The sequence below is a fragment of the Lentisphaera profundi genome, from assembly GCF_028728065.1.
In the GTDB taxonomy this organism is placed as follows: Bacteria; Verrucomicrobiota; Lentisphaeria; order Lentisphaerales; family Lentisphaeraceae; genus Lentisphaera; species Lentisphaera profundi.
In genome coordinates this window covers 454,837-478,838 of sequence record NZ_CP117812.1, presented here as the reverse complement: position 1 = coordinate 478,838, position 24,002 = coordinate 454,837, and the positions used below count along the sequence as shown (strand labels likewise).

Below are 24,002 nucleotides of genomic sequence, written 5' to 3'. Positions count from 1 at the left end.
AGAGCTCGAGAGGGACAGCGTCCTTCTCGTATGCGAAGCATAATGCCCTTTATTGTGGGTGATCGTGATATATTATGAATGCTGTAAGCATGGATTAGGGCTTTGATCCCTTGCTTCAGAACTCAGTTATTCAAGTATTTATCACCCCTAGTTCTCACAACCTTGGCTTAGTTGAAAGCCAACAATAAGCTAAATCTCTGAGTTGATGTTAGATTTATGTTTTTGGAAACGTAGTGCTTATCACAAGTCACTCTTCCCAATAAATCAATTATTAGATTAACTCCAAGGCCTTCTATGAAATTAAACACCAAACAATCATGGCTCATACTCTTATCCTTTTTTTCATTAAGCCTACTAGCGGAAGCTGCTCCAGGTTTAGCTCAGGGTTCTGATGCTGAAAATCAAACGAGTAAAGAACAAAAATCAATCCCCGATTTAGCCAAGGCTTATGTTAGTACTTCCCCTACTGATCTCAAAGATGGCATAAGTGTGGGTGAATGGAACGCACCAGGTGCGAAGCAAGCTATCGAGGCTTTTATTGGCGATGACCAAGAAGGTAAATATCATAACTTGGATAGCCTGCTCATTCACAAAGATGGCAAACTCATTTTTGAAATGTATAACCGTCGTGGTCGCGTTGATGGCCCTCATTACACCATGTCAGTCACCAAAACCATGACTTCAGTTGTTTTAGCCAGAGCCATTCAATTGGGACTTCTTTCCATAAATGATCTCGATAAGCCCGTCATTGATTTTATGCCCGAAATTGATCGTAGTAAAATCCAAGCAGGCGTCGAAAGTATCACCCTTCGCGATGCCTTATACATGAAATCTGGCCTGCGTTTTAAAAATAAAAGCATCACTCGAAATAAGCTCCAAAAACAAGCCTATTTCCAAGCACTCTTTGAGAACACCGCAGCCATCACTTCTGAGAGCAAAGAATATAAGTATGCGGGCACTGATCCCTCGATGATCATGATGATCCTTGATATTAAATCCAATGGCAATGTCCAAAAATTCATCAAAGAAGAAGTCATCGCTAAGCTCGGCACCGTTTATTGCTGGAATGAACAAGACAGCGGAATCCCCTCCTGCGGTGCTGGCAGCAATTTCACTTCTCGTACTCTGGTAAAAGTTGGCACTTCAATTTTAAATGGGGGCAAACTCAATGGTGAGCCATGGCTCTCACCCGATTATGTAAAACTCATCATGGATACAAACAAGGGTGAAGGCTACTTTTATTACTTCCATAATCGCCGTAAATTCACCACAGAAGAAAAAGTAAACTTCATTAGTGGCATTGGTGCAGGCGGACAGTACATGAGTATCTACCCCGATCATAATATGGTCATCGTAGCGACCTCGCATAACAAGAAAAATATCGATTCGCCTTTAAAGGCTATCGGTGATCATTTTATTCAAATCTTAGATAAATAAGGACTCACATCATGAAATTCAGTACATTAATCATTTGTTTCTTCTCTCTGATCTCCACTTATGCCCAAGAAGGCAAGTACCTCTTTATCCTCTCTGGCCAGTCTAATATGCAGGGCATGAATCAAAAATTGACTTTCGAACCACGTGTTAACAAAGAGTACGGAAAAGATAATGTTCTCATTGTCAAAGAAGCCATTGGTGGGCGTCCCATTCGCATGTGGGTTCACGACTGGAAACCTGCTCCCAATTGGAAAATAGATCCTAATATCCCCAATACAAAAGAACCCAAATTAAAAGAAAATGGCATCATGTACAAAAGCATGATGAAGAAAATTACTAAAGCAACTCAAGGGCTTAAACCCAAGGCGATTGCTTTTTGCTGGATGCAGGGTGAACGGGATTCCCGCGAACGTCATTCAGCGGTCTATGAACGTAGCCTCAAAAGCCTCTTTGCTCAACTCAAAGCGGACTTTCCTGATACGCCGATCGTTTTTGTCATTGGTAAACTCAGTGACTATGGCAAAGGCAATAAAGAAGCCCTTTACCCGGAATGGGAAGAAATCATTGCTGCCCAAGAAAAAGTGGCTCGCGACACAGCCAATTGTAAGACTATCGAATGCCATGATCTCAATACCGGCGACTCAAACCCAAACTGGAAGACCAAGCAGGTTCGTAAATACGTAGATGATTTGCACATGAGTGCTGAAGGCTACAAGATTCTTGGCACTCGTTTCGCCGAAGCCGCAATAGACTTACTCAATAATAAATGAAGCCTGCGGACTCCATTGCTGTGAGGAGCCTCAGCTAAAAGATCCATTAGATCTCCTCCTACACAAGTGATTTTATCACTTTTTTCTATTCAGCTGTAATATTTATTCCCGTTTAGCAGTATTACTTAATACATTCTGTTAGAATGAATTTATCAAAAATATAAAAGGTCCAAAATGAAAAAGTTAATTACTATCCTACTTGTTTTACTCATTGCATCACCAATCATGGCAAAAGAAAAAAAAGCTAAAGCACTCAAAGGCAAAGTCGTTAGTATCACTGCCGAGGCCGCCACTTTTAAAATCAAAAAAGATGAAAAACAATATAAAGTCACTGCAGATACAAAAATTCTCGATAAAGATGGTGCTGCGGTTGCGCCTGCGGATGTAAAATTCAAAATGGCTTCAATTAAAACTGATCCTGCTGATGCAACGACTCTTATTGAAATCAAAGAACTCGCTAAAAAAGCCAAAGCTCCTAAGAAAAAGAAAGAAGAGTAAAATTTAAGTCTTTCCACAAAAAAATCCCGTGAATCACTTCACGGGATTTTTTTTGTTTAAATGAGGTGAATTTCCGCTCTCTTATATAAAGTAACTGGAGGCGCCCCTAATGAGTGGGAACTTAAGGGATGTTGACAGAAATTTGAGCTCGAAGAGCTTAGCAATGTAGCCATGGACCTAAGTCCGTGGTCTTTGAATAACAGCATCGTGCGTGCCGAAGGTACGCTGCAGAGATTTAGCTTCATACCTTCGGCATTAATATCATTTTTTAACAATACCCACCGGATAAATCCGGTGGCTACCCTACTACATACCTTCGGCATATTCTTAAGAGATGTTTGAGCTCATGTATACATTTTTTAGTATGGCTCCGAGGGCTCCTCGGCCGCCGGAGGCATTTATACCTGGGGCTCCGCCCCACACCCCGCTCAAGGGTGCTGGCACCCTTGATAATCCCAACACTCGGAGCTTCGCTCCAGTACCTACCTGAACAATCAGATAATGCGTATTGAGTATGGATTTCATCTTAAGAGATATTTGAGCTCGAAGAGCTTAGGAAGGTAGCCATGGACCTAAGTCCGTGGTCTTTGAATAACAGCATCGTGCGTGCCGAAGGTACGCTGCAGAAATTTAGCTTCATACCTTCGGCATTAATATCATTTATTTAACAATACCCACCGGATAAATCCGGTGGCTACCATACTACATACCTTCGGCATGTACTTAAGTTCTCAGTCATTAAAAGATCTCTCGTCGCCTGGTCAAGGGTGTTGCCACACAGGCGGATAAAAATATATGGGGCTCCGCACCAGTCGCCGGGTCAAGGGCTGGCAAGTCCTTGGTGGGAGTGTGAGGGACTCGTCCCTCATTTAGTCAAACTTGGGGCTCCGCCCCAGTATAAACACCTCCGGTGGCCGAGGAGCCCTCGGGGCCCTACTAAAAAAGGTAGCCGCACGTATGAAAATCCTTAAGTCCCCACCCATTAAATTAAAAGCCAAGTTGCTTCTTGCTAAATTTTCCCATCTTCGCTTTTGAAGGATCTATATCGTGAATAATTTTGCGAAGCTCGCGAACTTTATTCGGGTATTGTCCCGCCAAATTATTTTGTTCACTCGGGTCTTCAGAAAGGTGATATAAAAGTCCTGGTTCAAGTACCTCAGTTTTCTGAAAGCGACCAATACCCAAACGTTCCGTAATTGTGCCCGGCGGAATATATTTCCATTCACCCTTACGAATAGCCAGTTGTGTTAAGGCTTCTTGAATCACAAAGTCACGGCCCTTATCGGATTCCCCTAAGAGTGCAGGTAAAACATTCACCGAATCTTTTGCGCTGTTCGCGGGCACTTCTTCACCGAGCAAAGCTGCGAAGCTCGCAAATAAATCTGTTTGGCTAATCAGTGCATTACTAATCCCTGGTTTTACTTTCCCGGGCCAAGATACGATAAAAGGCATACGGGTACCACCTTCCCAACGTGAGTACTTACCGCCGCGCCAAGGACCATTAGATTGATGCGCCCCTTGATTCTCTATGGCGCCTTCCCAGTAACCATCAAAAAGTACGGGGCCATTATCTGAGGAAATGATGATGATGGTATTTTTATAGATTCCCTTAGCTTTAAGTTCTTCCACGACACGCCCTACACACCAGTCAAATAATGCTAAAGCATCTCCTCTTGGACCCAAGCTGGTTGAGCCTTTAAAACGTGGATGAATCACCCGTGGCACGTGATTCTCGTTGGGGGCATAATAAAGCATAAATGGATTGGATTTATTTTTATCGATAAAATCAATCGCTTTTCCTAAATAGGTATCCGCCATACTTTCATCTTTGAAACGAGCCTTGTTTCCGCCGGTCATAAAGCCGATGCGACTTATACCGTTAATAATGGTTCCGCTATGCTGTAAATCGGCCTGCATTCTCAACAAGTGTGGATGAGATACACCTGTGGGTTCATTGCCCACTTGTTTTTCATAATCAACTTGCACAGGGTCTTTGGGATCAAGGTTCACGATATGGCCATCTTCTATGTACACAGAAGGCACGCGGTCAGCAGTCGCTGCCATATAAAAAGAATAATCAAAACCTACTTCTTTGGGGCCGGGCTTGATCTCTTGATTCCAGTTCAAGGGCTCGCTTGATAAACCCAAGCCTAAATGCCATTTGCCTACAAGGCCAGTAGCGTAGCCCTTATCTCGCATAAACGCGGGCATATTTGTACGTTTAGTATCAATAATAAGTGGTGCATTTCCTGGAAGAATTTTTGCCTTTTTATTGCGGAAAGCATACTCACCGGTCATCAGCGAATAACGTGAAGGGGTACAAGTGGCCGCCGCCGCATACGCAGATAAAAAGCGTTGCCCATTTACGGCCAAGGTATCAATATTATAAGTATCCACTCCAGTGCCACCATAGCAGCTAAAGTCACCGTAACCAATGTCGTCACCATAGATAATAATTATATTGGGTTTCTCTGCCGCCGTTAGGCATAATCCTACACCGCAAATCATGCTACTCATTAAAGATCTAAACATCACTTCTCCTGATTTATAATTTTGAGCTCATACGCAAAGTCACGCAGCCTTTCTCAATCTCTCTATACTTAAGAAACGCTTCTCATCTGACAAAGTGACAAAATTAAATCAAGAGTTTTATATAAATCGTCGTATTTCCTAATCATCGCAAGGACAAAAAGCTCTCATAGCTTATGAAGCATGTAACCATTAAGCCGCTAAGGAAGGTAGCCACAGTACTAAGGAGGGAAAGAGGAAAATTAGGATCAAAACCAATACCTGGAGGATAATAAAAGGCAGAACTCCTTTATAAATATGTTTCAGCTCAATCTCTGGTGGCGTCACCCCCTTGAGGTAAAATAAGGCAAAGCCTACCGGTGGGGTAAGAAAAGAAGTTTGTAGTGTTACTGCCACCAAGATCGCAAACCAAATAAGCTCTGCTTGTTCCAGGCCATGCCCAGGCATATCCAAGGCCATTGCTGAAATAATAGGTGCCACAATGGGGATTATCACTAAAGTAATTTCGATCCAATCCAGGAAAAAACCTAAAAGGAATACCAAGGCTAAAATCGCTATAATAATTCCTGTAGAACCAAAAGGTAAGGCCATAATATTTTGACGAATGATATCATCTCCCTCCAATTCTTTTAGAGTCAAAGAAAAACAGGAGGCACCAATCAAAATGGCCATGATAAAACTTGTGGTTTTTCCCGTTTCTAAAACACTGCTACGCAGCTTTTTGAAATTGAGTTTCTTACTAATTAAAGCCAGTACAAAAGCGCCAAAAGCTCCCAAACCACTCGCCTCCGTTGGTGTGGCAATGCCAAAGAAGATCGAACCTAAAACCAAGAGCATTAGGGCCATTGGCGGGATGATTGCAAAAAAGAGTTGACTCAAATCTCCTTTCTCTAAAGCTTTCACTTGACTCTTATCAACTTTTTGAGCTTTGAAAAATATGTAGACTAAATAACTACCTGTAAGTAATAAGCCTGGAATCACTGCCGCGTGAAAGAGGTCTCCCACTGATATTCCCATTTGATCTGCTAATAAAATCAGCATGATGCTCGGGGGAATCAAAATCCCTAAACAACCCGCAGAGCATACGGTGCCACAGGCCAATTCCTTGGAATAACCATTGTTTAGCATGGTGGGAATCGACATCACTGCCAATAAAACAACTGATGCACCAATAATGCCCGTTGAAGCTGCCAGTAATAAGCCAATTAGCGTAACGGCAAGTGCCAAGCCCCCACGAACTGAACTGAAAATCTTTTGAAATGACTCCATTAAATTTTCTGCTATCCCAGATTTCTCCAGCATTATCCCCATAAAAATAAACATTGGCAAAGCCACCAAGAGACTACTCGACATCAGTGAATAAGTACGATTCACCAACAAGCCTAAATTATTAAAATCCGCAAAGAAATTCGTTTCAAAAAACTTATTGCATAAGACGCAAAGTGCCGTGGTCAGCATTCCTGTTCCCGCAATCGCAAAAGCAATGCGTACACCCAGAAAGATAAAAAGTAGTAAAATCCCAAACATGGCAAAAAGCATCAGTTCTTCAGGATACATTTTTGCCTCTCAAACTAGCTAGTGCTCGTAGTATTTTTGCGATGGCAGCAAATATGATTAGTAGGCAGGCCAAGGGGATAAGAGCTTTAATGAGCCAACGATGAGGTAGACCTCCGGGCGAACTCGACATCTCACTCACTGAATAAGATCGCTCCACAAAACTCAGGCCATAAAAGAAAATCAGAGAGAAAAATGGGATGACGCATAAGGCCATGGTCAATAACTCGACCACATCGCGCCATTTTTGAGTGAACTTATTAAATAAAATATCCGCTCGTACATGGCAACCCTCGACAATCGCATAAGCAACACCAGTAAACATCGCCACGGCAAAAAGATGCCATTGGAGCTCTTCTAATGAAGCCCAAGTAAAATCAAAAGCATAACGTGCCACCACCTGAAAAACGATGATAAAGATCAGTAAAAAATTTGCCCATAAACACAATTCACAAAACTTTTTAAGAAGGCCTTCAATCAGGTCTGCGACTCTCGTCATTTCCTCTTCCTAGGCAAATAAGCGTTATCTTCCCAGAGCGCATAATCTTTTCGGAACTTTGAGAGATCTTGCCATACTTCTTTAAAAAAGATATCTTTGGCCGATTCTTCTGCAACGACTTCAGCCCAGGCCTGCTCATATTTCTTGAGCATGTGCTCACTCCAGCGTTTAATTTTCACATCGTATTTATTGACGTTATCTTTCATGACCTGAAATTGACTTGCCTCACCACGCGCCAATGAATTCACAAGGCTTTCATTACAGGCCATCTCTATTAAAGCTTTTTGCGATTCGGGTAAGTTCTCCCAAGTATCTTTATGAATTATGAGTTCCAGTAAAGTTGATTGCTGATGCCAGCCAGGAAAATAATTATATTTCGCAATTTTATAGAGACCTATTTTCTGATCAATTGAAGGCATAGAAAATTCAGTCGCATCAATCACACCCTTCTCCATGGCCGGATAAATTTCACTGCCACCTAAAAGCATGGTGGAGACATCCATTTTCTCCATTACCCGTGCGCCTAAGCCAAAGAAACGCATCTTGAGTCCTTTCAAATCAGCTTCATCTTTAATTTCTTTTCTAAACCAACCCGAAGTCTCGGGAGGCAAGACCGTACATAGCAGAACTTTTACATTATAGCCCGCATCATCATACATTTGCTGATAGAGTTTGAGTCCATTACCATGCTTCATCCACGCTAAGTAAGGCCCCGCCTCTGGTCCAAATGGAACAGAAGAAAACAAAGGTGCAGCAGGCATCTTACCCGCCCAAAATCCTGCAGAACCATAACCTGCATCTATTTTACCTGAACTCACTGCCTCTAAGATTGCTTGTAAGCCACCGACGTCTTGTGGTTCCATAAGTCGTACCGTTACCGCACCATCACTCGATTTCTCTATTTTTTCAGCCATCGTCTTTACTGAGTCACCCAATATTGGCAAGGCGGTATTATAAGCTGAGGCAATCTTCAAGCGCGTTTTCACTCCACCATGGGCACTCGTTTTTTTGCGACGCACGCAAGAACTGCCTAATACTCCTAGCAATAAAAATATACATATAAACTTTTTCATCATCATCCCAAATTTCACATATCAACGATAAGGAAAATGCGTGAAATCGCACAATCTACAAGTCCTTGACTTCAAGAGCTGAAAAAAATCCGATAGACGTATTGCCAAATGAGATTTTTTTAAGTAAGTTCAATCCTATGGATAAACTAGATTTACATGAACTCACTGTCGATGAAGCCGTCAAATGCTTCATCCCCTACTACAATGCTCGCGTTGCTGATAAGCTGCCCTTCCTTCTTATACACGGTTATGGCTCTACGGGCATCGGCGGAAAAATCATGCGACGACTTAGATCTATACTTGAAGACAATAAAGATAAAATGAAGTTCACCTTTGGCGAAGAGATTGATGGCAACCCGGGCTACACGACGATTTACCCCTTAAAAAGTATGGCTATCTTTACTGATTTACTCGGCCAAGAAATTCTCGCTTTTTGTGAATCACCCAAAATCCAAGACAAAATCATAGGCAAATTCCGTAAGCAGGGACAACCACTCATTCTCAAAACACTTAAGCAACTAGAAAACCAAAAGTTGATTAAATCAGGTATTAAAGGCATATATAAAACCTGGCACGCCATTTAATCGTTTTAAAATTACCGCTAAAGGACTCGAAGGAAATTATGAAAAAACTTATTAGTGCACTCATTTTAATTGCCTGTACTTGGCAAATTTTCACCAATCCGAGTATCGCTAATTTCTTCAAAGCTGATAGTACCAGTCCCAAAAAAGAGCCTCACCCAGGCATTGTCAAAGTCATGCCTCAACAGCTAAAAGTAAGTGCTTCAAGTCATCACAAAGTTGATGATTATACAGTTAATGAATTACATAGTTTTCGCATTCGCGCCCGGATACTGTCCAAGAAAAATTACGCTACCGGTCGCGAAACGGATTTATCTACCACTGATCTTGCTTTGGGCTGGGGCAAAATGTCTGACTTGAAGGTTTTAGAAAAAATCACTATCTCGCAATCAGGTCGTTGGTACTTCTGGAATACTTCTAACTTCCCTATCCCCAGAAGAGAAATTGAAACGCTCAGTGCCAATATGCACCTCATCCCCGCTACGCCTGCAGTACAAACTCAAATAGACGCGACCCAAAAAGGTGACATCATCGAAATCACTGGTAGCCTAGTCAAGGTCTCATCTAACAAAGATAACTGGACTTGGAAGAGCTCTGAAACCCGTAACGACACTGGCAACGGAGCCTGTGAAGTCATCTGGGTCAAAGAACTCAAAATTGCTGGTAAGCCCACACAAGAAGTTCGCTAATTTAAATCACCTAGACACTAAAAAGCTCCGTCGCCTGAGGCCACGGAGCTTTTTTAATTGAAGCGAACTAAACTTAGAGTTTAGATGCTACAAGTGCGCCCATTTCAGAACATGAGAGACATTCTTTGCCGTCTTCCATGATATCTGCAGTGCGGTAGCCCTCAGCGAGAACTTTTGCTACTGTAGCTTCAATGAGGTCAGCTTCAGCATCGAGATCGAAGCTGTAACGGAGCATCATTGAAACAGAGAGGATAGTCGCGAGTGGGTTGGCTTTGCCAGTACCCGTGATATCCGGAGCAGAACCGTGAATTGGCTCGAAGAGTGATACTTTACCATCGCCAATTGACGCTGAAGGAAGCATACCAATTGAACCAGTGATCATAGAAGCTTCGTCGGAGATGATATCGCCGAAGAGGTTACCCGTCACGATTGTGTCGAATTGACCTGGATTACGAACGAGCTGCATTGCGCAGTTATCGACGTACATGGTGTGGTAATCAACATCGCTGTAATCTTTTGATACTTCTTCTGCAACTTCATTCCAAAGCTGAGAAACGTCAAGCACGTTAGCTTTCTCTACTGAGTGAAGCTTGCTACCACGTTTGCGAGCGATTTCGAAAGCGAGCTTTACGATACGCTTAACTTCTGACTCTTTGTAGACCATTGTATTGTAAGCATAACGCTCACCATTTTCGTCAACGCCTTCACCACGTGGCTCACCGAAGTAGATGCCACCGATAAGTTCGCGAACAACCATGATATCAAGGCCATCACCGATTACAGAATCTTTGAGGAATGAAGCATCTTTGAGCTCGTCCCAAAGTTTAGCAGGACGAAGGTTTGCGTAAAGACCGAGAGCCTTACGAATACCGAGAAGACCGCGCTCAGGACGGATTGATTTGTCAATCTTGTCCCATTTAGGTCCGCCGATAGCGCCCATGAGTACTGCGTCAGAAGCGAGACACTTATCGATAGTTGCTTGTGGAAGTGGCGTATTGTGAGCATCGATTGCGACGCCACCGATTTGAGCTTCGTCGAGTGAAAGCTTGTGACCAAACTTCTCACATACTTTTTCAAGAACGACAACAGCTTGTTCAATGATTTCGGGTCCGATTCCATCACCAGGTAATACACAGATATTTAAGTCCATAATTATTCTCCCATCTGCTTGGCGTATTTGAAGACGTCACCCGCTTCCAGAATGGCTTTGATATCGCCAAGTGGATTGAGATCGTATTCTTTACCTGAAGTCAGATTCTTTAGTTTATTATTTTCAAGATTGATTTCGAGTTCGTCGCCAGTGGCGATTTCTTCGTTGATTTTTACGGGCGTCTCAGAAGGAACGAGGTAGCCACCATTGACGCTATTACGAAAGTAAATACGTGCGAATGATTGCGCCACGACGATTTCAGCGCCGGCTTCTGCTAATGCGAGTGGTGCGTGTTCACGTGAGGAACCGCAGCCGAAGTTTTCGCCAGCAATAATGATTTTGTACTCAGAAGCATAACCTTCTGTAACGAAACGCTTGTCACCACTCGGGTAACCAGATTCACCTTCGGGCACACCGAAGAGAGCAAATTTACCGAAGTACTTTTTCTCTTCTGCGTTTGAAGGGTCGTAAGAAAGATATTTTGCGGGGATAATTTGGTCAGTATCGATATTATCGCCGAGAACAAATGCCTTACCTTTAATTGATGTATTCACGATTAATCCTCCAAGTAGGAATCAGGTTTGGTGATCACGCCCGTGAGCGCGCTTGCTGCGGCAACGTAAGGAGACGCCAAGAAAACTTTTGCTTGCATAGAACCCATGCGACCAGGGAAGTTACGATTTGTCGTAGAAACTACGATTTCTTGGCCATTTGCACGGCCGAAAGTATCTTCAGGTCCACCGAGGCAAGCCGCGCAACCCGGAGGTCCGATACGGCAGCCCGCTTCAAGAAAGATTTCCATATAGGTTTTATCTTTAAACTTGAGTGTATTCATATCTTTCTCTACGAAAGTTGTAGAAGGTACTACGAAAGTATCCATAGCCACTTTTTGGCCATACATGATTTCGGCAGCTGCGGCAAAATCTTCTGTTTTACCACCAGTACAAGAACCAATATAAGCACGTGTGAGCTTAGTACCTGCGATTTCGCTAACGCCTTTGCGTTTATCGGGAGCTGAAGGAATAGCTACAGTAGGCTCGAGTTCAGAGACGTTGATTTCGTAAACGTCTTTGTAGTGGGCATCGGCATCAGCTTTGAGCAGTGTGTACGGAACATTAGTACGTTCTTTCACATAGGCTTCGACTTTTGCGTCAGCCGCAATAACGCCATTTTTGCCACCAGCTTCAATCGCCATGTTACAGATAGTCATACGTTCTTCAATTGAAAGCTCGTCAATGACGGGACCTTCAAATTCCATCGCGCAGTAAGTCGCACCAGAGAAACCGATTTCACCAATCATGTGAAGGATGAGATCTTTGGCCATCATTGTTTTAGGAAGCTTACCATTGAGAACAAATTTAATTGTCTCAGGAATTTTGAGCCAAGTACGGCCAGTTCCCATTGTGAAAGCAGCATCAGTATTACCAATACCAGTAGCGAAAGCGCCGAGAGCACCATGCGTACAAGTATGTGAGTCAGTACCGAGGATGATCTCACCAGGACGAACATGACCTTTCTCTGGAAGAGTTACATGGCAAACGCCCATGTAGTTGTCAGTGCCAGGCTGATAGTAATGAGGAAGATCTTGCTCTTTTGCAAATTCAGTGAGGATATCGATATTGCGCATTGCACGTTTATCTTCAGTAAAGATGTAGTGATCTGGAATAATAACGACATTTTCTTTATCAAATACTTTGGCGTCTGCACCAAATTTATCTTTAAAAATGCCAATAGTACCAGGCCCACAAACGTCGTGAGTCATAAGAACATTGACGTCCAACCACACATTCTCGCCAGCTTTTACAGATTCACGCCCTGCAGCATTGGCAATAATTTTTTCTGTTAAGGTCATTCCCATGAGGAAGTCTCCATTAGTTTTTTTAATAAAAGTCTCTTATGCCTTTAAAATAATGAATCTTAAGTGACATAAATAATCGCCCATAGTTTTAGCACAAGCCGATAAAAAATCAACTCGAATTTGATGCTCTAAAAGCATATTGAACTCTCCTACAAAGACTTTTAAATCGACAGCCGAATCATAAAAGTTCTTCTCCCTAAATAAATCTTTGGTTAAAATCGCTGTTTGACACTAAAAAACAGCCTCCTTTTTTTGGTTTTGAAATTTTAGCCTTATAGCTTTAATCACAATAATGTGTGAGTAGGAGCATATATGAAAAATTATGATTGGTCAGAATTAGTAAGCGATATCATTTCGCATTTGCATATAACGCAGTCACAACTCGCGGAAAAATGCATGGTGACACAACAAACTATTTCCAATTGGAAAAATGGTTCTCGTAAGCCGGGAGTCTATGCTCAAGAAAAAGTTTTCAAGCTTTCTCAACAGGCAAATTTAACGCTTAGTAATTACGTAGAAATCAATAACTGGGAAGAACTTGACCCCAAAGATATGATTCGTTCCTGCCTCAAAGGCCTCACCCAAGAACAAAAAAAAATCTCTTTGCACATGCTGCTTACCCTAAGTGAAGATTTTCGTCAACAGAATTTAAACTCAGAAGCCTAAATACTTTATACATAGATTTTTGAAGAAAAACTTAAGAAAGCGCTCTTACTTGATGCTAAAAAGCTTCTTCTGATTAAGAAAAGCTTCTGAGCTCAAATTGACAAAGAAAAAGCTTCCGCCTATATTCCTGTATATTACTTGATTTATAAAAACACGGAAATGTCAATGGCCGCTAAGAAAGATCCTGCCGAGTACGACGAAAGCAAAATCCAAACACTTGATCCTTTGGAACACATCCGCAAAAGGCCGGGTATGTATATTGGACGCCTCGGCAATGGCACCAACCAAAACGACGGCATTTACGTCTTGCTCAAAGAAGTAGTCGATAACTGTATCGACGAATTCATTATGAATCACGGCTCAAAAATCGTCATCAAAATCGATACTGAAGACGGTACTTTTCACACTCGCGACTATGGCCGTGGTATTCCACTCGGCTCAGTGGTTGACTGTGTATCAAAAATGAATACTGGCGGAAAATACGAAGGTGATACTTTCGAATTCTCTGTAGGTCTAAATGGTGTCGGCACAAAGGCGGTCAATGCACTCTCAGCTTTTTTCCGGGTTAGATCTTTTCGCGACGGAAAATTCAAGGAGGCTTATTTTGAAGAAGGTATCCTCATTAGCGAAAACGATGGTGATACTGATGAAGAAAATGGTACCGAAGTTGAATTCTCTCCCTCCCGCGAGATTTTTCCGAAATTCAAAATTGATCTCGGTTTCATTGAGCGTCGCATGTGGGGTTATGCCTATCTTAACCGTGGCTTAAGTCTTCTTCTCAATGGTCAAAAATTCTACTCTCGCAATGGACTACGCGATTTCATTGAAAAAGAAATCAATGACGAAAAATTATATGAGGTTATCTATCACCGCGATGACAAAATAGAATTCGGCTTCTGTCATACACCTAACTACGGTGAAAACTACTATTCTTATGTCAATGGTCAGTACACCAATGATGGTGGAACTCACCAACAAGCTTTTCGTGAAGGTATCCTCAAAGGCGTTAATGATTATGCCGGCAAGAATTTTGATGGCTCCGATGTCCGTGATGGTCTCTTTGGTGCTGTCGCGGTAAAAGTCAAAGAACCTATTTTTGAATCACAGACCAAAAATAGACTAGGCAATACTGAGGTCCGCTCTGAAGTAGTCAATAAGGTGAAAACTTTCTTAACTGATTTTCTTCATAAAAACAAATCTATTGCTGATCGCCTACTCGAAAAAGTAACTCTCAATGAAAAGATGCGTAAAAACATCACCGACTTGAAGAAACTCGCTAAGGATAAGCAAAAGAAAACCTCGATCAAGATACCCAAACTTCGCGATTGCAAACACCACTTAAATAACAAAACCAAGCTCGGCGAAGACTCGATGATCTTCATTACCGAAGGAGATTCCGCCACTGGTTCAATGGTTAAATGCCGTGATGTACTCAGACAGGCCCTTTTCCCATTGCGTGGTAAGCCAAAGAATAGTCACAATACCAAGCGCGAATTCGTCTATAAAAATGAAGAACTCTACTTCCTCATGAAGGCGCTCAATATTGAAGATGATATCGAAGACCTCCGTTACTCAAAAGTCATCCTCGCAACCGATGCCGATCAAGATGGACTTCACATTCGCAACCTCTTGCTCACGTATTTTTTGACCTTCTTTGAGAATTTAGTCACCAATGGTCACCTCTACATTTTGGAAACTCCTATCTACCGTGTGCGCAACAAAAAAGAAACTCTCTACTGCTACGACGAGGAAGAAAAAGATGCCGCCATGGCCAAACTCAAGAATCACGAGATCACTCGTTTCAAAGGACTCGGAGAAATTTCACCAGATGAATTCGGTCAATTCATTGGCGATGACATGCGCATCATCCAAGTCAACATCGAAAAAATGAGCGAAGTCCCCCACGTACTCGACTTCTTCATGGGAAGTAACACCGGCGACCGCAAGCAATTTATTATGGATAATTTGGTTTAAGCTTTATGGATAACGATACCCCGCAAGATCCAGAGATGAATACGGACGAGCCCATTGCCGACATCATCCATTCAAATGCCGCTGAGTTTAATCCACTTCATTCCAAAATTGGTTTCAATCCCTTCGGTAATCATCTCAATCGTATGATGACCGGCTACTTCATGGATTACGCTTCTTACGTGATCAAAGACCGAGCGATTCCCGATATCGATGACGGGCTCAAACCCGTTCAACGTCGTATTCTACATACTCTCTTCAAGGCGAATGACGGCAAGTACCACAAAGTCGCCAATATCGTTGGTGATTGCATGAAGTATCACCCTCACGGTGACAGTTCAATCTATGGTGCACTCGTCAATATCGCAAACAAAGAATATTTCATCGACAAACAAGGTAATTTTGGTAACATCCTCACAGGCGATAACGCCTCCGCAGCTCGTTATATTGAATGTCGACTCACCCCACTCGCCCTCGAAGTTATGTTCAATCCCGAAACCACAAATTTCATCGATAGCTATGATGGTCGTAACCTAGAACCACTCTGCCTACCCGCCAAGGTCCCTTCACTCTTAATGAGTGGCACTGAGGGCATTGCCGTTGGTATGGCGACCAAGATCATGCCGCACAATTTCAACGAGTTGCTGAAAGCGCAAATTAAGATCCTTCGTGGTCAGCGCTTCGAAATCCTTCCTGATTTCCTCTCTGGCGGTATCATGGATGCCACTAATTATGATTTGGGCAATGGCAAACTCATCGTGCGCGCCAAAATCGAAGTACTCAATCACAAGACTCTCGTGATTAAAGAAGTTCCTCCTGGTACTACCACCGAATCACTCATGAGCTCAATTGAGGATGCCGCCAAAGCGGGCAAGATCAAAATCTCCTCTATCCAGGATTACACCGCCGAAAGCGTCGAGATCGAAATCAATCTTTCACGTGGTGTTCAAGCTGATTGGGCACTCGATGCTTTGTACGCTTTCACGCAATGCGAAGTATCACTAAGTCCCAATATCACGGTTATCAAAAACAATTGCCCTGTCGAAGTTCACGTTGGTGAAATCCTTTACCACAATACCCAAACCCTTGTCAATATACTGCGCTGGGAATTGCTCAATGAGCAAAACAAACTCAATGAAAAATATCACGACCGCACCCTGGAACGCATTTTTATTGAAGAGCGCATCTACAAACGCATTGAAGAGTGCACCAGTCAGCCCGAAGTATTAGCTGCCGTTCGCACAGGCCTAAACCCTTTCTTAGATCAACTCAGACGCGATATTTCAGAAGAAGATATCGATCGACTTCTCAGAATCCCTATTCGTCGCATCTCACTTTTCGATATTAGCAAAAACAACAAAGAACTTGAAGAAATTTTAAAGGCCTTGAAAGAAGTGGCCTTCAGTCTTGATAACCTCAAAGATCATACCATTAACTTTATCAAAAACCTCCTCGCAAAATACGGGAAGCTATATCCACGCCTCACTGAAATTAAGAGTATTGAAAAAGTTGACGCCAAAGAGATTGCTGTAGCAAATGTAAAACTCGGTTACGATAAAGTCGGTGGCTATATCGGCACACAAATCAATAATGGCAATCACATCAAATGTACCGAATTCGATCGCATCATCATCCTTACAAAGGATGGAAAATTCAAAGTCACTAATATCTCTGACAAGCTCTTCGTGGGTCGCTTCACCGAAATCTTCGTGGTCGATAAAGAACAAATTTATTCAGTCATTTATACCGATAAAAAATCGGGACTCTCCTACCACAAGCGCTGTAAAATTAACAAATTCATTCTCGATAAAGAGTACCTACTCTTCCCCAAGGGCAACAAGCTCGAACTCATCGACAGCCATTACGGCATTGTCCTAGATTGCCATCTGGAAGATACGTCGCGTTCAAAAGGTCTTACGGCTGAGCTTATTTTTGATGATGTCCCTATTCGTTCCGCTACAGCCAAAGGCTTTAAAACAGCTTCGCGCGCCATCACCAAGTTCCTCAAAAAGAAACGTGGTTCAGAAAGCAAAACGGAAATAGAAGCGGAGGCCAAGCAAGCTGAAACTGAGACCGAAGAAGAAGAAAAAAACAACAATACTTGGAAAGCTCCAAAAATTAACTTCACACAAAATGAAGTTGAAGAAGCCGCTGCAGAAGCCGCGAAAATCAAAGCAGAAGAACTTGAAGTTCTGGAAACTAAACGTCTTGCGGATAGCGTAAAATCTAACGAAAATCGCTCACCAATCATTGAAGAAAAAACCGCACCATCTAATGACGATGAAGTGAGTAATGATACCGAAGCGGAAGAAGTCACCCCTGAAGCCAAAGAACCTGAGTTGGAATTAATAAGCGAGACCGAAGTGGAAAAAAGCGATACTGATATCATGGGTGGTGGCACAACTACTTTTGTACGTAAAATCGACCCTGACTCTACCTTTTCACTGGAACCTTAATGTACCGCGAGTTAAACTTTCAGAAAACCCACTTAACTCTTCAGAGTCTCACACAGAGAATTTCTGAGCGTTTTCCAAAGTCAGGTTTAGTAGATGTGTGCACAGAACTCGAAGCACTCTCTTCCGAAACAGAAGAAAAAGCTAAACATATAGCAGAACCCAACATGGGTTTACGCACACTGATTGGCTTCACTATTGCCTCTGCTTTTATTCTCATTGGCATCAGTATAAGTATGATGGACTTCAACTTAAATAAGGTCGCCATACAAGATATGCTGCCCTTGATTGACGCCATCCTCAATGAACTTATTATTTTTGGCGCTGCGATCTTTTTTTTATTCACTCTTGAAACACGACTCAAACGATCTAAAGCGCTCAAAGCCTTACATGAGTTCCGTGCCCTGGCTCATGTCGTGGACATGCACCAACTCACAAAAGATAGCGAAAGTCAGGCACATAATACCGCATCATCCCCTTTGCGCAGTATGAGCAATCACGAACTGAGTCGTTACCTCGACTACTGTTCAGAGATGCTTTCTCATATCGGTAAACTTGCTGCTTTTTATGCACAAAATATGCCCGATTCAGAAGTGCTCTCTGCAGTCAATGACGTCGAGAACCTCTGCAATAGCCTCTCGCGTAAGATCTGGCAAAAAATCATGATTATTAAGCAAATCAGCTAAATTTTGCTACACCTTTCTAAAAGGTTTTACACAGAAGAAATAGTAACGCGCATTTCATTTACGGTCTACACTCCATTAGTGACATCTCATTTTATTAAATGAATAATACTGCTGATACTCCAAATCATTTATAGAATAGGTTTTGAGTATCACACCCCCTCTAAAAACATGTAGTTATCAGTGATTTTTCATGAAAAAAATTCTTCTTGTTTCGCAAGGCTTTAAAAATGGTTTATTAAAATAAGCACAGGTCCAATTTCATGAATAGCTTACGATTATACGAGTAAACAACGGATTCAGGATTGAATTTTATATAGTAAAAGAGCGCATGATGTAATGAATTAATATGTTACTTCTACTTTTTTGTCATAAGTAAAAAGCCCACGACGATTATAGCTTGTAGTTATTTACAGATATTTTTATTATAGCTCCAAGATTCCTCGATAAACTAAGGTACCTCTAAGAACATGAAGAACTAAGGAAAAAACTCCGATCTTAATTAATTGTCAAAAAAATCACTCCCAACTGTCTAATCCCATCTCCCTTCGGTGTATATAATACAGAAGCTGTCATCACTCAAACATTTAAGTCGTATTACTTTTAAATCAAAAATTTTAAGCAAGTACTATCATTATGCAAGAAGAAGAAATACATGAAGACCCATTTGGAATTCTTAGCCCAGAAGAACTCCAAGAGATTCACGCACAATACCGGAAAGAAAAATTAAAAGAAAATTTAATTGGTCCTGTAATCTCAACTTTTTGTCATGTCCTGCTCATATTAGCCGCATCACTTTTCAAAGGTGAAGCTAAAGAAAGCAATGCCAATGTCGAAGTCACACAAAAGATGGAAGAAATTGTGGAAGAACCACCACCACCTCCTCCGCCACCTCCTCCGCCACCAGAACCGCTTTTGGAAACTGAGGCCGAGACCATTAACCCCGACGTCACTGAGCAAATCGACATAAGCGAAGATCTCAGTACTGACGTCGAAGAAATTAGTGATGAACCTCCCGCGGCAGAGATTATGGATGATATGGAACTCGTCTCTGATGTTAAGCCTTCCACTTCTCCACTGCAGTCAGCAAAAATGTTTAGTGCTCGCTCACCTAATGCTAAGGCTACCGCCATTCGTAAGTACGGTGGTTCAGCGCAAGCGCAAAAAGCTCTAGGAAATGCTTTAGACTGGCTCGCGAAAAATCAAAACCCCGATGGTTCCTGGGGTCACGGGCATAAAGAAGCTATGACAAGTTTAGCTATTTTAACTTTCATGGCTCATGGTGAGACAGGTAAATCAAAGCGCTATGGTTCAATCGTCAGCAAAGGCATCCTACAACTCGCTAAATGGGGTAACTCCGGGAAGTTCCCTTTAGGAAAAAGTAAATCTCGTAACGTCTATGAGCACTCACTTGTTGCTTACGCTCTCTCTGAAGCTTATGCAATGACAGGAACTTATTCGCTACTTGCACCAATGAATAAAACCATAAAATTCATTTGTGATAATCAACATCAGAACGGCGCCTTTATGTATAGTTATGCAACTAAAGGCGATTCGAATTTCTCCAATGCTTGCTGGAATTGGCAAGCCATGAAAGCCGCAAAAGTGGCTGGATGTACCGTTGAGAGTCTACCAAGGGCTATTGAAAAATCCATTGCTCACATGAAGAAATTCTCAACTGCGACTGGCTTTTACTACCGTCTTGAAGCTGGAGGTAAACGAGACCCCTCTATGCGAGCTGTCGGCGTCCTCTGCCTACAACTACTCGGCGAAGGCAATGACCCTATTACCAAACGACTTGGTGACCTCATGGTCAAAGAAGATGTCAAACTTTTGAAGTGGGAGTACCATGGTAAACACGGTGCTCCAGCTGGTTTTTACCTTTATTGGATGTACTACGCTACACAGGCGATGTTTCAGCGCGGTGGGCGCGACTGGACTTCATGGAACAAGGCTTTTCAGAAGATTCTTTTGGAGAACCAACATCCCGATGGCTATTGGTTAAGTCCTGCTAAAGGAATTGAAACTGAACGTGAAGCAATGAAAGAAATTGATAATAAAATCTACTCTACCACACTCTGCGCCCTACAACTCACCGTTTACTATCGCTACCTGCCTTCTTCCGTCGGTTCGAAGTCCTCCAAAGCGAAAAAAGAGAAAGCCCCCAAAGCAAATACTGGCGAAGAGAGTATAGACATTTTCTAAACTAGAAATTCACTTACTCTATTTTTACTCCATAATTAATTAATAAGCATCTAAACATCCTTTTATCTTATTGCATGCAATAAATGACTTTCTTAGTAAAAAAATCCCTTGATTCATGCGCCGTGTCATACATAAGTTATTGACAAAGAGCGATTGACATTTAGAGTTGCTTGCGACTTTAGAAATACAATTTAATTAAGGAACTAGACCATGCGCATTACTGTAAATGGTTCCATGGGAAAAATGGGTGCGACAGTTGTCGAATTCGTTGAAGCGAAAGATGATTTAACGCTCGCTGGAAGTATTGATATCGGCACATCATTAGCTGAGTCTCTCGCTTCTAACCCTGCTGACGTGGTGGTTGATTTCACCCGCCCTGAAATCAGAATGGAAACAGTCAAAGCCATCTTATTTGGTGGTGCTGCTGCTGTTGTAGGAACCACTGGTTTCACTCCAACTGATTTAGATCAAATCCGGGAATGGGTCAAAGAAACTGGTAAAGGCTGTTTTATTGCTCCCAATTTCATAATTGGCAATGTCCTCATGCAACAATTTGCAAAAAAAGCTGCTGAGTACTACGACTACGCTGAAATCATTGAGTACCACCACGAAAACAAAGTGGATTTCCCTTCAGGAACCGCAGTCAAAACTGCTGAACTCATGTGTGAAAATAACAAGACTTTCAATCCCAAGACCAATGACCTCGTTGCCAATGTAGAAGGCGCACGTGGTGGTGATTTTGAAGGAATTAAACTTCACGCAGTTCGCATGCCCGGCTTTGTTGCCTCCCAAGAAGTTATTCTTGGAGCTCCCGGCCAATACTTGACCATTCGTCACGATAGCATCGAACGTACGAGCTATATGCCCGGCGTCTACATGGCCTCTAAGCACATCAAAGATCGTGCTGAACTCGTCTATGGCCTAGAACACATACTTTAAAATATAAACAGGAAATAAAAATGTCTAAAATTATCTACACGATAACTGATGAAGCTCCGGCACTCGCCACACATTCACTCCTCCCTATTATTCAAGCTTACACTGGTAAAGCTGGTGTTGAAGTAGAAACTCGTGATATCTCACTTTCTGCTCGCGTTCTTGCCAATTTCCCTGATAAGCTCACAGCTGATCAAAAAGTTAGCGATGCACTTGCTGAACTTGGCGACTTAGCAAAAACTCCAGAAGCTAACATTATCAAACTTCCTAATGTTTCTGCTTCTATCCCCCAGCTCAAAGCTACTATTGCTGAACTTCAAGGTCAGGGTTATGATATCCCTAACTACGACGAAAGCGCTGACTCAAAAACTCGTTATGCAAAAGTTCTCGGTTCTGCAGTAAACCCCGTTTTACGTGAAGGTAACTCAGATCGTCGTGCTCCTAAAGCCGTAAAAAACTACGCAAAAACTAATCCTCACCGCATGGGTGCTTGGGCCGCTGACTCCAAGTCACACGTTGCGAGCATGAGCGAAAAAGATTTCTACGGTAGCGAAACATCTATCACTATCCCTGCAGCAACTACTGCTAAGATCGTTTTCAATGGTGCTGATGGTTCTGAAACTGTCCTAAAAGACGGCCTCGCTTTACTCGAAAGCGAAATTCTCGATTCTTCAGTTCTCAACATGGCGGCTCTCCAAGCTTTCGTTGTAAAAGAAATCGAAGACGCAAAAGCACAAGGCGTTCTTTTCTCTCTTCACATGAAAGCTACGATGATGAAAGTTTCTGACCCGATCATTTTCGGTGCAGTTGTAGAAGTTTTCTACAAAGACGTTTTCGAAAAATATGGTGAGCTCTTTGCTCAACTCGCTGTAGATACTAAGAATGGTCTTGGTGATGTCTACGCAAAAATCGCTGATCACGCTCAAGAAGACGAAGTGAAAGCGGCTATCGAAGCTGTTTATGTTAATCGTCCTGCGCTTGCGATGGTTGACTCCGATCGCGGCATCACTAATCTTCACGTTCCTTCTGACGTTATCATCGATGCTTCTATGCCTGCTATGATCCGTACTTCGGGTCAAATGTGGAATGCCGAAGGCAAAGCACAAGATACTAAAGCACTTATTCCTGATCGTTGTTACGCTGGTGTTTACCAAGCAACTATCGAATTCTGTAAGAAAAATGGTGCGTTTGATCCTACTACAATGGGTAGTGTTCCTAATGTTGGTCTTATGGCTCAAAAAGCTGAAGAATACGGCTCACATGACAAGACTTTCCAAATGGCTGCTGCTGGTACTGTTTCAGCAATTGATGCTGATGGCACTGTTCTTCTCGAACAAACTGTCGAAGCTGGTGACATCTTCCGCATGTGCCAAGTTAAAGATGCTCCGATCCGCGACTGGGTAAAACTTGCTGTTAACCGTGCTCGCGCTACTGGTGTTCCGGCTATTTTCTGGCTCGACGAAAACCGTGCTCACGATGCTCAACTCATTCAAAAAGTTGAAGCTTACCTCGGCGAACACGATACTGATGGTTTAACTATCAAAATTCTCGAACCTATCGCTGCAACTGAGTACACACTCGAAAGAACTAAAAATGGCGAAGACACTATCTCTGTAACTGGTAACGTTCTCCGTGATTACCTCACTGACCTCTTCCCAATTCTCGAGCTTGGCACATCGGCAAAAATGCTCTCTATCGTTCCTCTTATGAATGGTGGCGGACTTTTCGAAACTGGTGCAGGCGGCTCGGCTCCTAAGCACGTTCAGCAGTTCGAAAAAGAAAATCACTTGCGCTGGGACTCACTTGGTGAATTCCTTGCGACTGCCGTTTCTCTCGAGCACCTTGCAGCTAATTTCAACAATCCAAAAGCTCAAGTTCTTGCTGAGACACTCGATGCGGCAACTTCTAAGTTCCTTCTCAACGATAAATCACCTTCACGAAAAGTGAATGAACTCGATAATCGTGGTAGTCACTTCTATCTCGCTCTTTACTGGGCACAAGAGCTTGCTGCACAAGATGGTGACTCTGAACTCAAGGCGCAGTTTGCGAACCTCGCAAATTCACTTTCTGAGAAAGAAGATGCAATCATCAGTGAACTCAATGGCGCTCAAGGTGTAGCAGTAAACCTCGAAGGTTACTACAAGCCGAACAATGCCAAAGCATCTGAAGCAATGCGCCCAAGCGCGACACTCAATGCTGCTTTAGCTAGCCTCTAAGCTTAAGTAGAGCCAACTTAAAAACCCCGTGGACTTTGTCCTCGGGGTTTTTTCATTTTTATCAAAATTCATATAAGCTCATTAGCCTTAATAATTACATCATATATATCTTAAAATAATAGCTTAATTAGTAGTAACTATTTTTCTTATAAAATAATTCGAATAGACTTAACAGAAAGTATAAGGATAATCAATGTGGATATCGCTTTAGAGAGCCTAAATTCATGGCTGATA

19 protein-coding genes are annotated in these 24,002 nt (G+C 42.4%); 12 read left to right on the top strand and 7 right to left on the bottom strand.

Features of this window, described 5'->3' with window-relative positions; translation table 11 throughout:
- Window positions 1–294: 294 nt before the first annotated feature.
- The 3 genes from PQO03_RS13545 (at window position 295) to PQO03_RS13535 (ending at window position 2,705) form a co-directional block, all read left to right on the top strand.
- Window positions 295–1,437 (top strand): serine hydrolase domain-containing protein, encoded by a 1,143-nt coding sequence (locus tag PQO03_RS13545; protein ID WP_274153728.1) that lies wholly within the window; start codon window positions 295–297, stop codon window positions 1,435–1,437.
- 11 nt (window positions 1,438–1,448) lie between these two features.
- Window positions 1,449–2,207, top strand: a complete 759-nt coding sequence (locus PQO03_RS13540) for a sialate O-acetylesterase (protein ID WP_274153727.1) — start codon at window positions 1,449–1,451, stop codon at window positions 2,205–2,207.
- A 174-nt stretch (window positions 2,208–2,381) separates the two neighbouring features.
- A complete protein-coding gene (locus tag PQO03_RS13535; RefSeq protein WP_274153726.1) occupies window positions 2,382–2,705 on the top strand; it encodes a hypothetical protein in 324 nt (107 codons plus the stop codon).
- Between the two features lie 987 nt (window positions 2,706–3,692).
- Here the strand turns inward: PQO03_RS13535 and PQO03_RS13530 are convergent.
- The 4 genes from PQO03_RS13530 to PQO03_RS13515 all read right to left on the bottom strand — a co-directional run bounded on the left by PQO03_RS13530 (window position 3,693) and on the right by PQO03_RS13515 (window position 8,360).
- Window positions 3,693–5,237 carry a sulfatase family protein gene (locus PQO03_RS13530; RefSeq protein WP_274153725.1) on the bottom strand — a complete coding sequence of 515 codons (1,545 nt, stop codon included), beginning with the start codon at window positions 5,235–5,237 and terminating at the stop codon, window positions 3,693–3,695.
- A 189-nt stretch (window positions 5,238–5,426) separates the two neighbouring features.
- A complete protein-coding gene (locus PQO03_RS13525) occupies window positions 5,427–6,791 on the bottom strand; it encodes a TRAP transporter large permease (RefSeq protein WP_274153724.1) in 1,365 nt (454 codons plus the stop codon).
- Window positions 6,781–7,287, bottom strand: coding sequence for a TRAP transporter small permease subunit (locus PQO03_RS13520; RefSeq protein WP_274153723.1), 507 nt, complete (start codon window positions 7,285–7,287; stop codon window positions 6,781–6,783). The genes PQO03_RS13525 and PQO03_RS13520 overlap by 11 nt, the downstream gene beginning before the upstream one ends.
- Window positions 7,284–8,360, bottom strand: coding sequence for a TRAP transporter substrate-binding protein (locus tag PQO03_RS13515; RefSeq protein ID WP_274153722.1), 1,077 nt, complete (start codon window positions 8,358–8,360; stop codon window positions 7,284–7,286). Before PQO03_RS13515 ends, PQO03_RS13520 begins: the two co-directional genes overlap by 4 nt.
- Window positions 8,361–8,497: 137 nt before the next feature.
- Here PQO03_RS13515 and PQO03_RS13510 point away from each other — a divergent pair, with 137 nt between their 5' ends.
- Window positions 8,498–8,944, top strand: coding sequence for a Smr/MutS family protein (locus PQO03_RS13510; protein WP_274153721.1), 447 nt, complete (start codon window positions 8,498–8,500; stop codon window positions 8,942–8,944).
- A 38-nt stretch (window positions 8,945–8,982) separates the two neighbouring features.
- A complete protein-coding gene (locus tag PQO03_RS13505) occupies window positions 8,983–9,630 on the top strand; it encodes a hypothetical protein (RefSeq protein WP_274153720.1) in 648 nt (215 codons plus the stop codon).
- A 73-nt stretch (window positions 9,631–9,703) separates the two neighbouring features.
- Here PQO03_RS13505 and leuB read toward each other — a convergent pair whose 3' ends face one another.
- Genes leuB through PQO03_RS13490 form a run of 3 tightly spaced genes read right to left on the bottom strand, consistent with a single transcriptional unit; the run spans window position 9,704 to window position 12,638 of the window.
- Window positions 9,704–10,780: a 3-isopropylmalate dehydrogenase gene (gene leuB / locus PQO03_RS13500; RefSeq protein WP_274153719.1), complete on the bottom strand. Its 1,077-nt coding sequence runs from the start codon at window positions 10,778–10,780 to the stop codon at window positions 9,704–9,706.
- Window positions 10,781–10,782: 2 nt separating this feature from the next.
- Entirely contained in the window at window positions 10,783–11,334 is a 552-nt protein-coding gene (locus tag PQO03_RS13495; protein WP_274153718.1) for a LeuD/DmdB family oxidoreductase small subunit, read from the bottom strand.
- A 2-nt stretch (window positions 11,335–11,336) separates the two neighbouring features.
- Window positions 11,337–12,638: a 3-isopropylmalate dehydratase large subunit gene (locus tag PQO03_RS13490; RefSeq protein ID WP_274153717.1), complete on the bottom strand. Its 1,302-nt coding sequence runs from the start codon at window positions 12,636–12,638 to the stop codon at window positions 11,337–11,339.
- 312 nt (window positions 12,639–12,950) lie between these two features.
- Between PQO03_RS13490 and PQO03_RS13485 the strand changes: the two genes are divergently transcribed.
- From PQO03_RS13485 to PQO03_RS13455, 7 genes are all read left to right on the top strand, one after another.
- Window positions 12,951–13,304 (top strand): helix-turn-helix domain-containing protein, encoded by a 354-nt coding sequence (locus tag PQO03_RS13485; protein WP_274153716.1) that lies wholly within the window; start codon window positions 12,951–12,953, stop codon window positions 13,302–13,304.
- Between the two features lie 165 nt (window positions 13,305–13,469).
- A complete protein-coding gene (locus PQO03_RS13480; RefSeq protein ID WP_274153715.1) occupies window positions 13,470–15,278 on the top strand; it encodes a toprim domain-containing protein in 1,809 nt (602 codons plus the stop codon).
- A 5-nt stretch (window positions 15,279–15,283) separates the two neighbouring features.
- Window positions 15,284–17,731, top strand: coding sequence for a DNA topoisomerase IV subunit A (locus PQO03_RS13475; protein WP_274153714.1), 2,448 nt, complete (start codon window positions 15,284–15,286; stop codon window positions 17,729–17,731).
- Window positions 17,731–18,414 carry a hypothetical protein gene (locus PQO03_RS13470; protein WP_274153713.1) on the top strand — a complete coding sequence of 228 codons (684 nt, stop codon included), beginning with the start codon at window positions 17,731–17,733 and terminating at the stop codon, window positions 18,412–18,414. Before PQO03_RS13475 ends, PQO03_RS13470 begins: the two co-directional genes overlap by 1 nt.
- A 633-nt stretch (window positions 18,415–19,047) precedes the next feature.
- Window positions 19,048–20,616, top strand: a complete 1,569-nt coding sequence (locus PQO03_RS13465; RefSeq protein ID WP_274153712.1) for a prenyltransferase/squalene oxidase repeat-containing protein — start codon at window positions 19,048–19,050, stop codon at window positions 20,614–20,616.
- A gap of 210 nt (window positions 20,617–20,826) precedes the next feature.
- Window positions 20,827–21,555 (top strand): 4-hydroxy-tetrahydrodipicolinate reductase, encoded by a 729-nt coding sequence (dapB, locus tag PQO03_RS13460; protein ID WP_274153711.1) that lies wholly within the window; start codon window positions 20,827–20,829, stop codon window positions 21,553–21,555.
- A 20-nt stretch (window positions 21,556–21,575) separates the two neighbouring features.
- Complete coding sequence (locus PQO03_RS13455) at window positions 21,576–23,768, top strand: NADP-dependent isocitrate dehydrogenase (protein ID WP_274153710.1); 2,193 nt, start codon at window positions 21,576–21,578, stop codon at window positions 23,766–23,768.
- The last annotated feature ends 234 nt before the right edge of the window (window positions 23,769–24,002 follow it).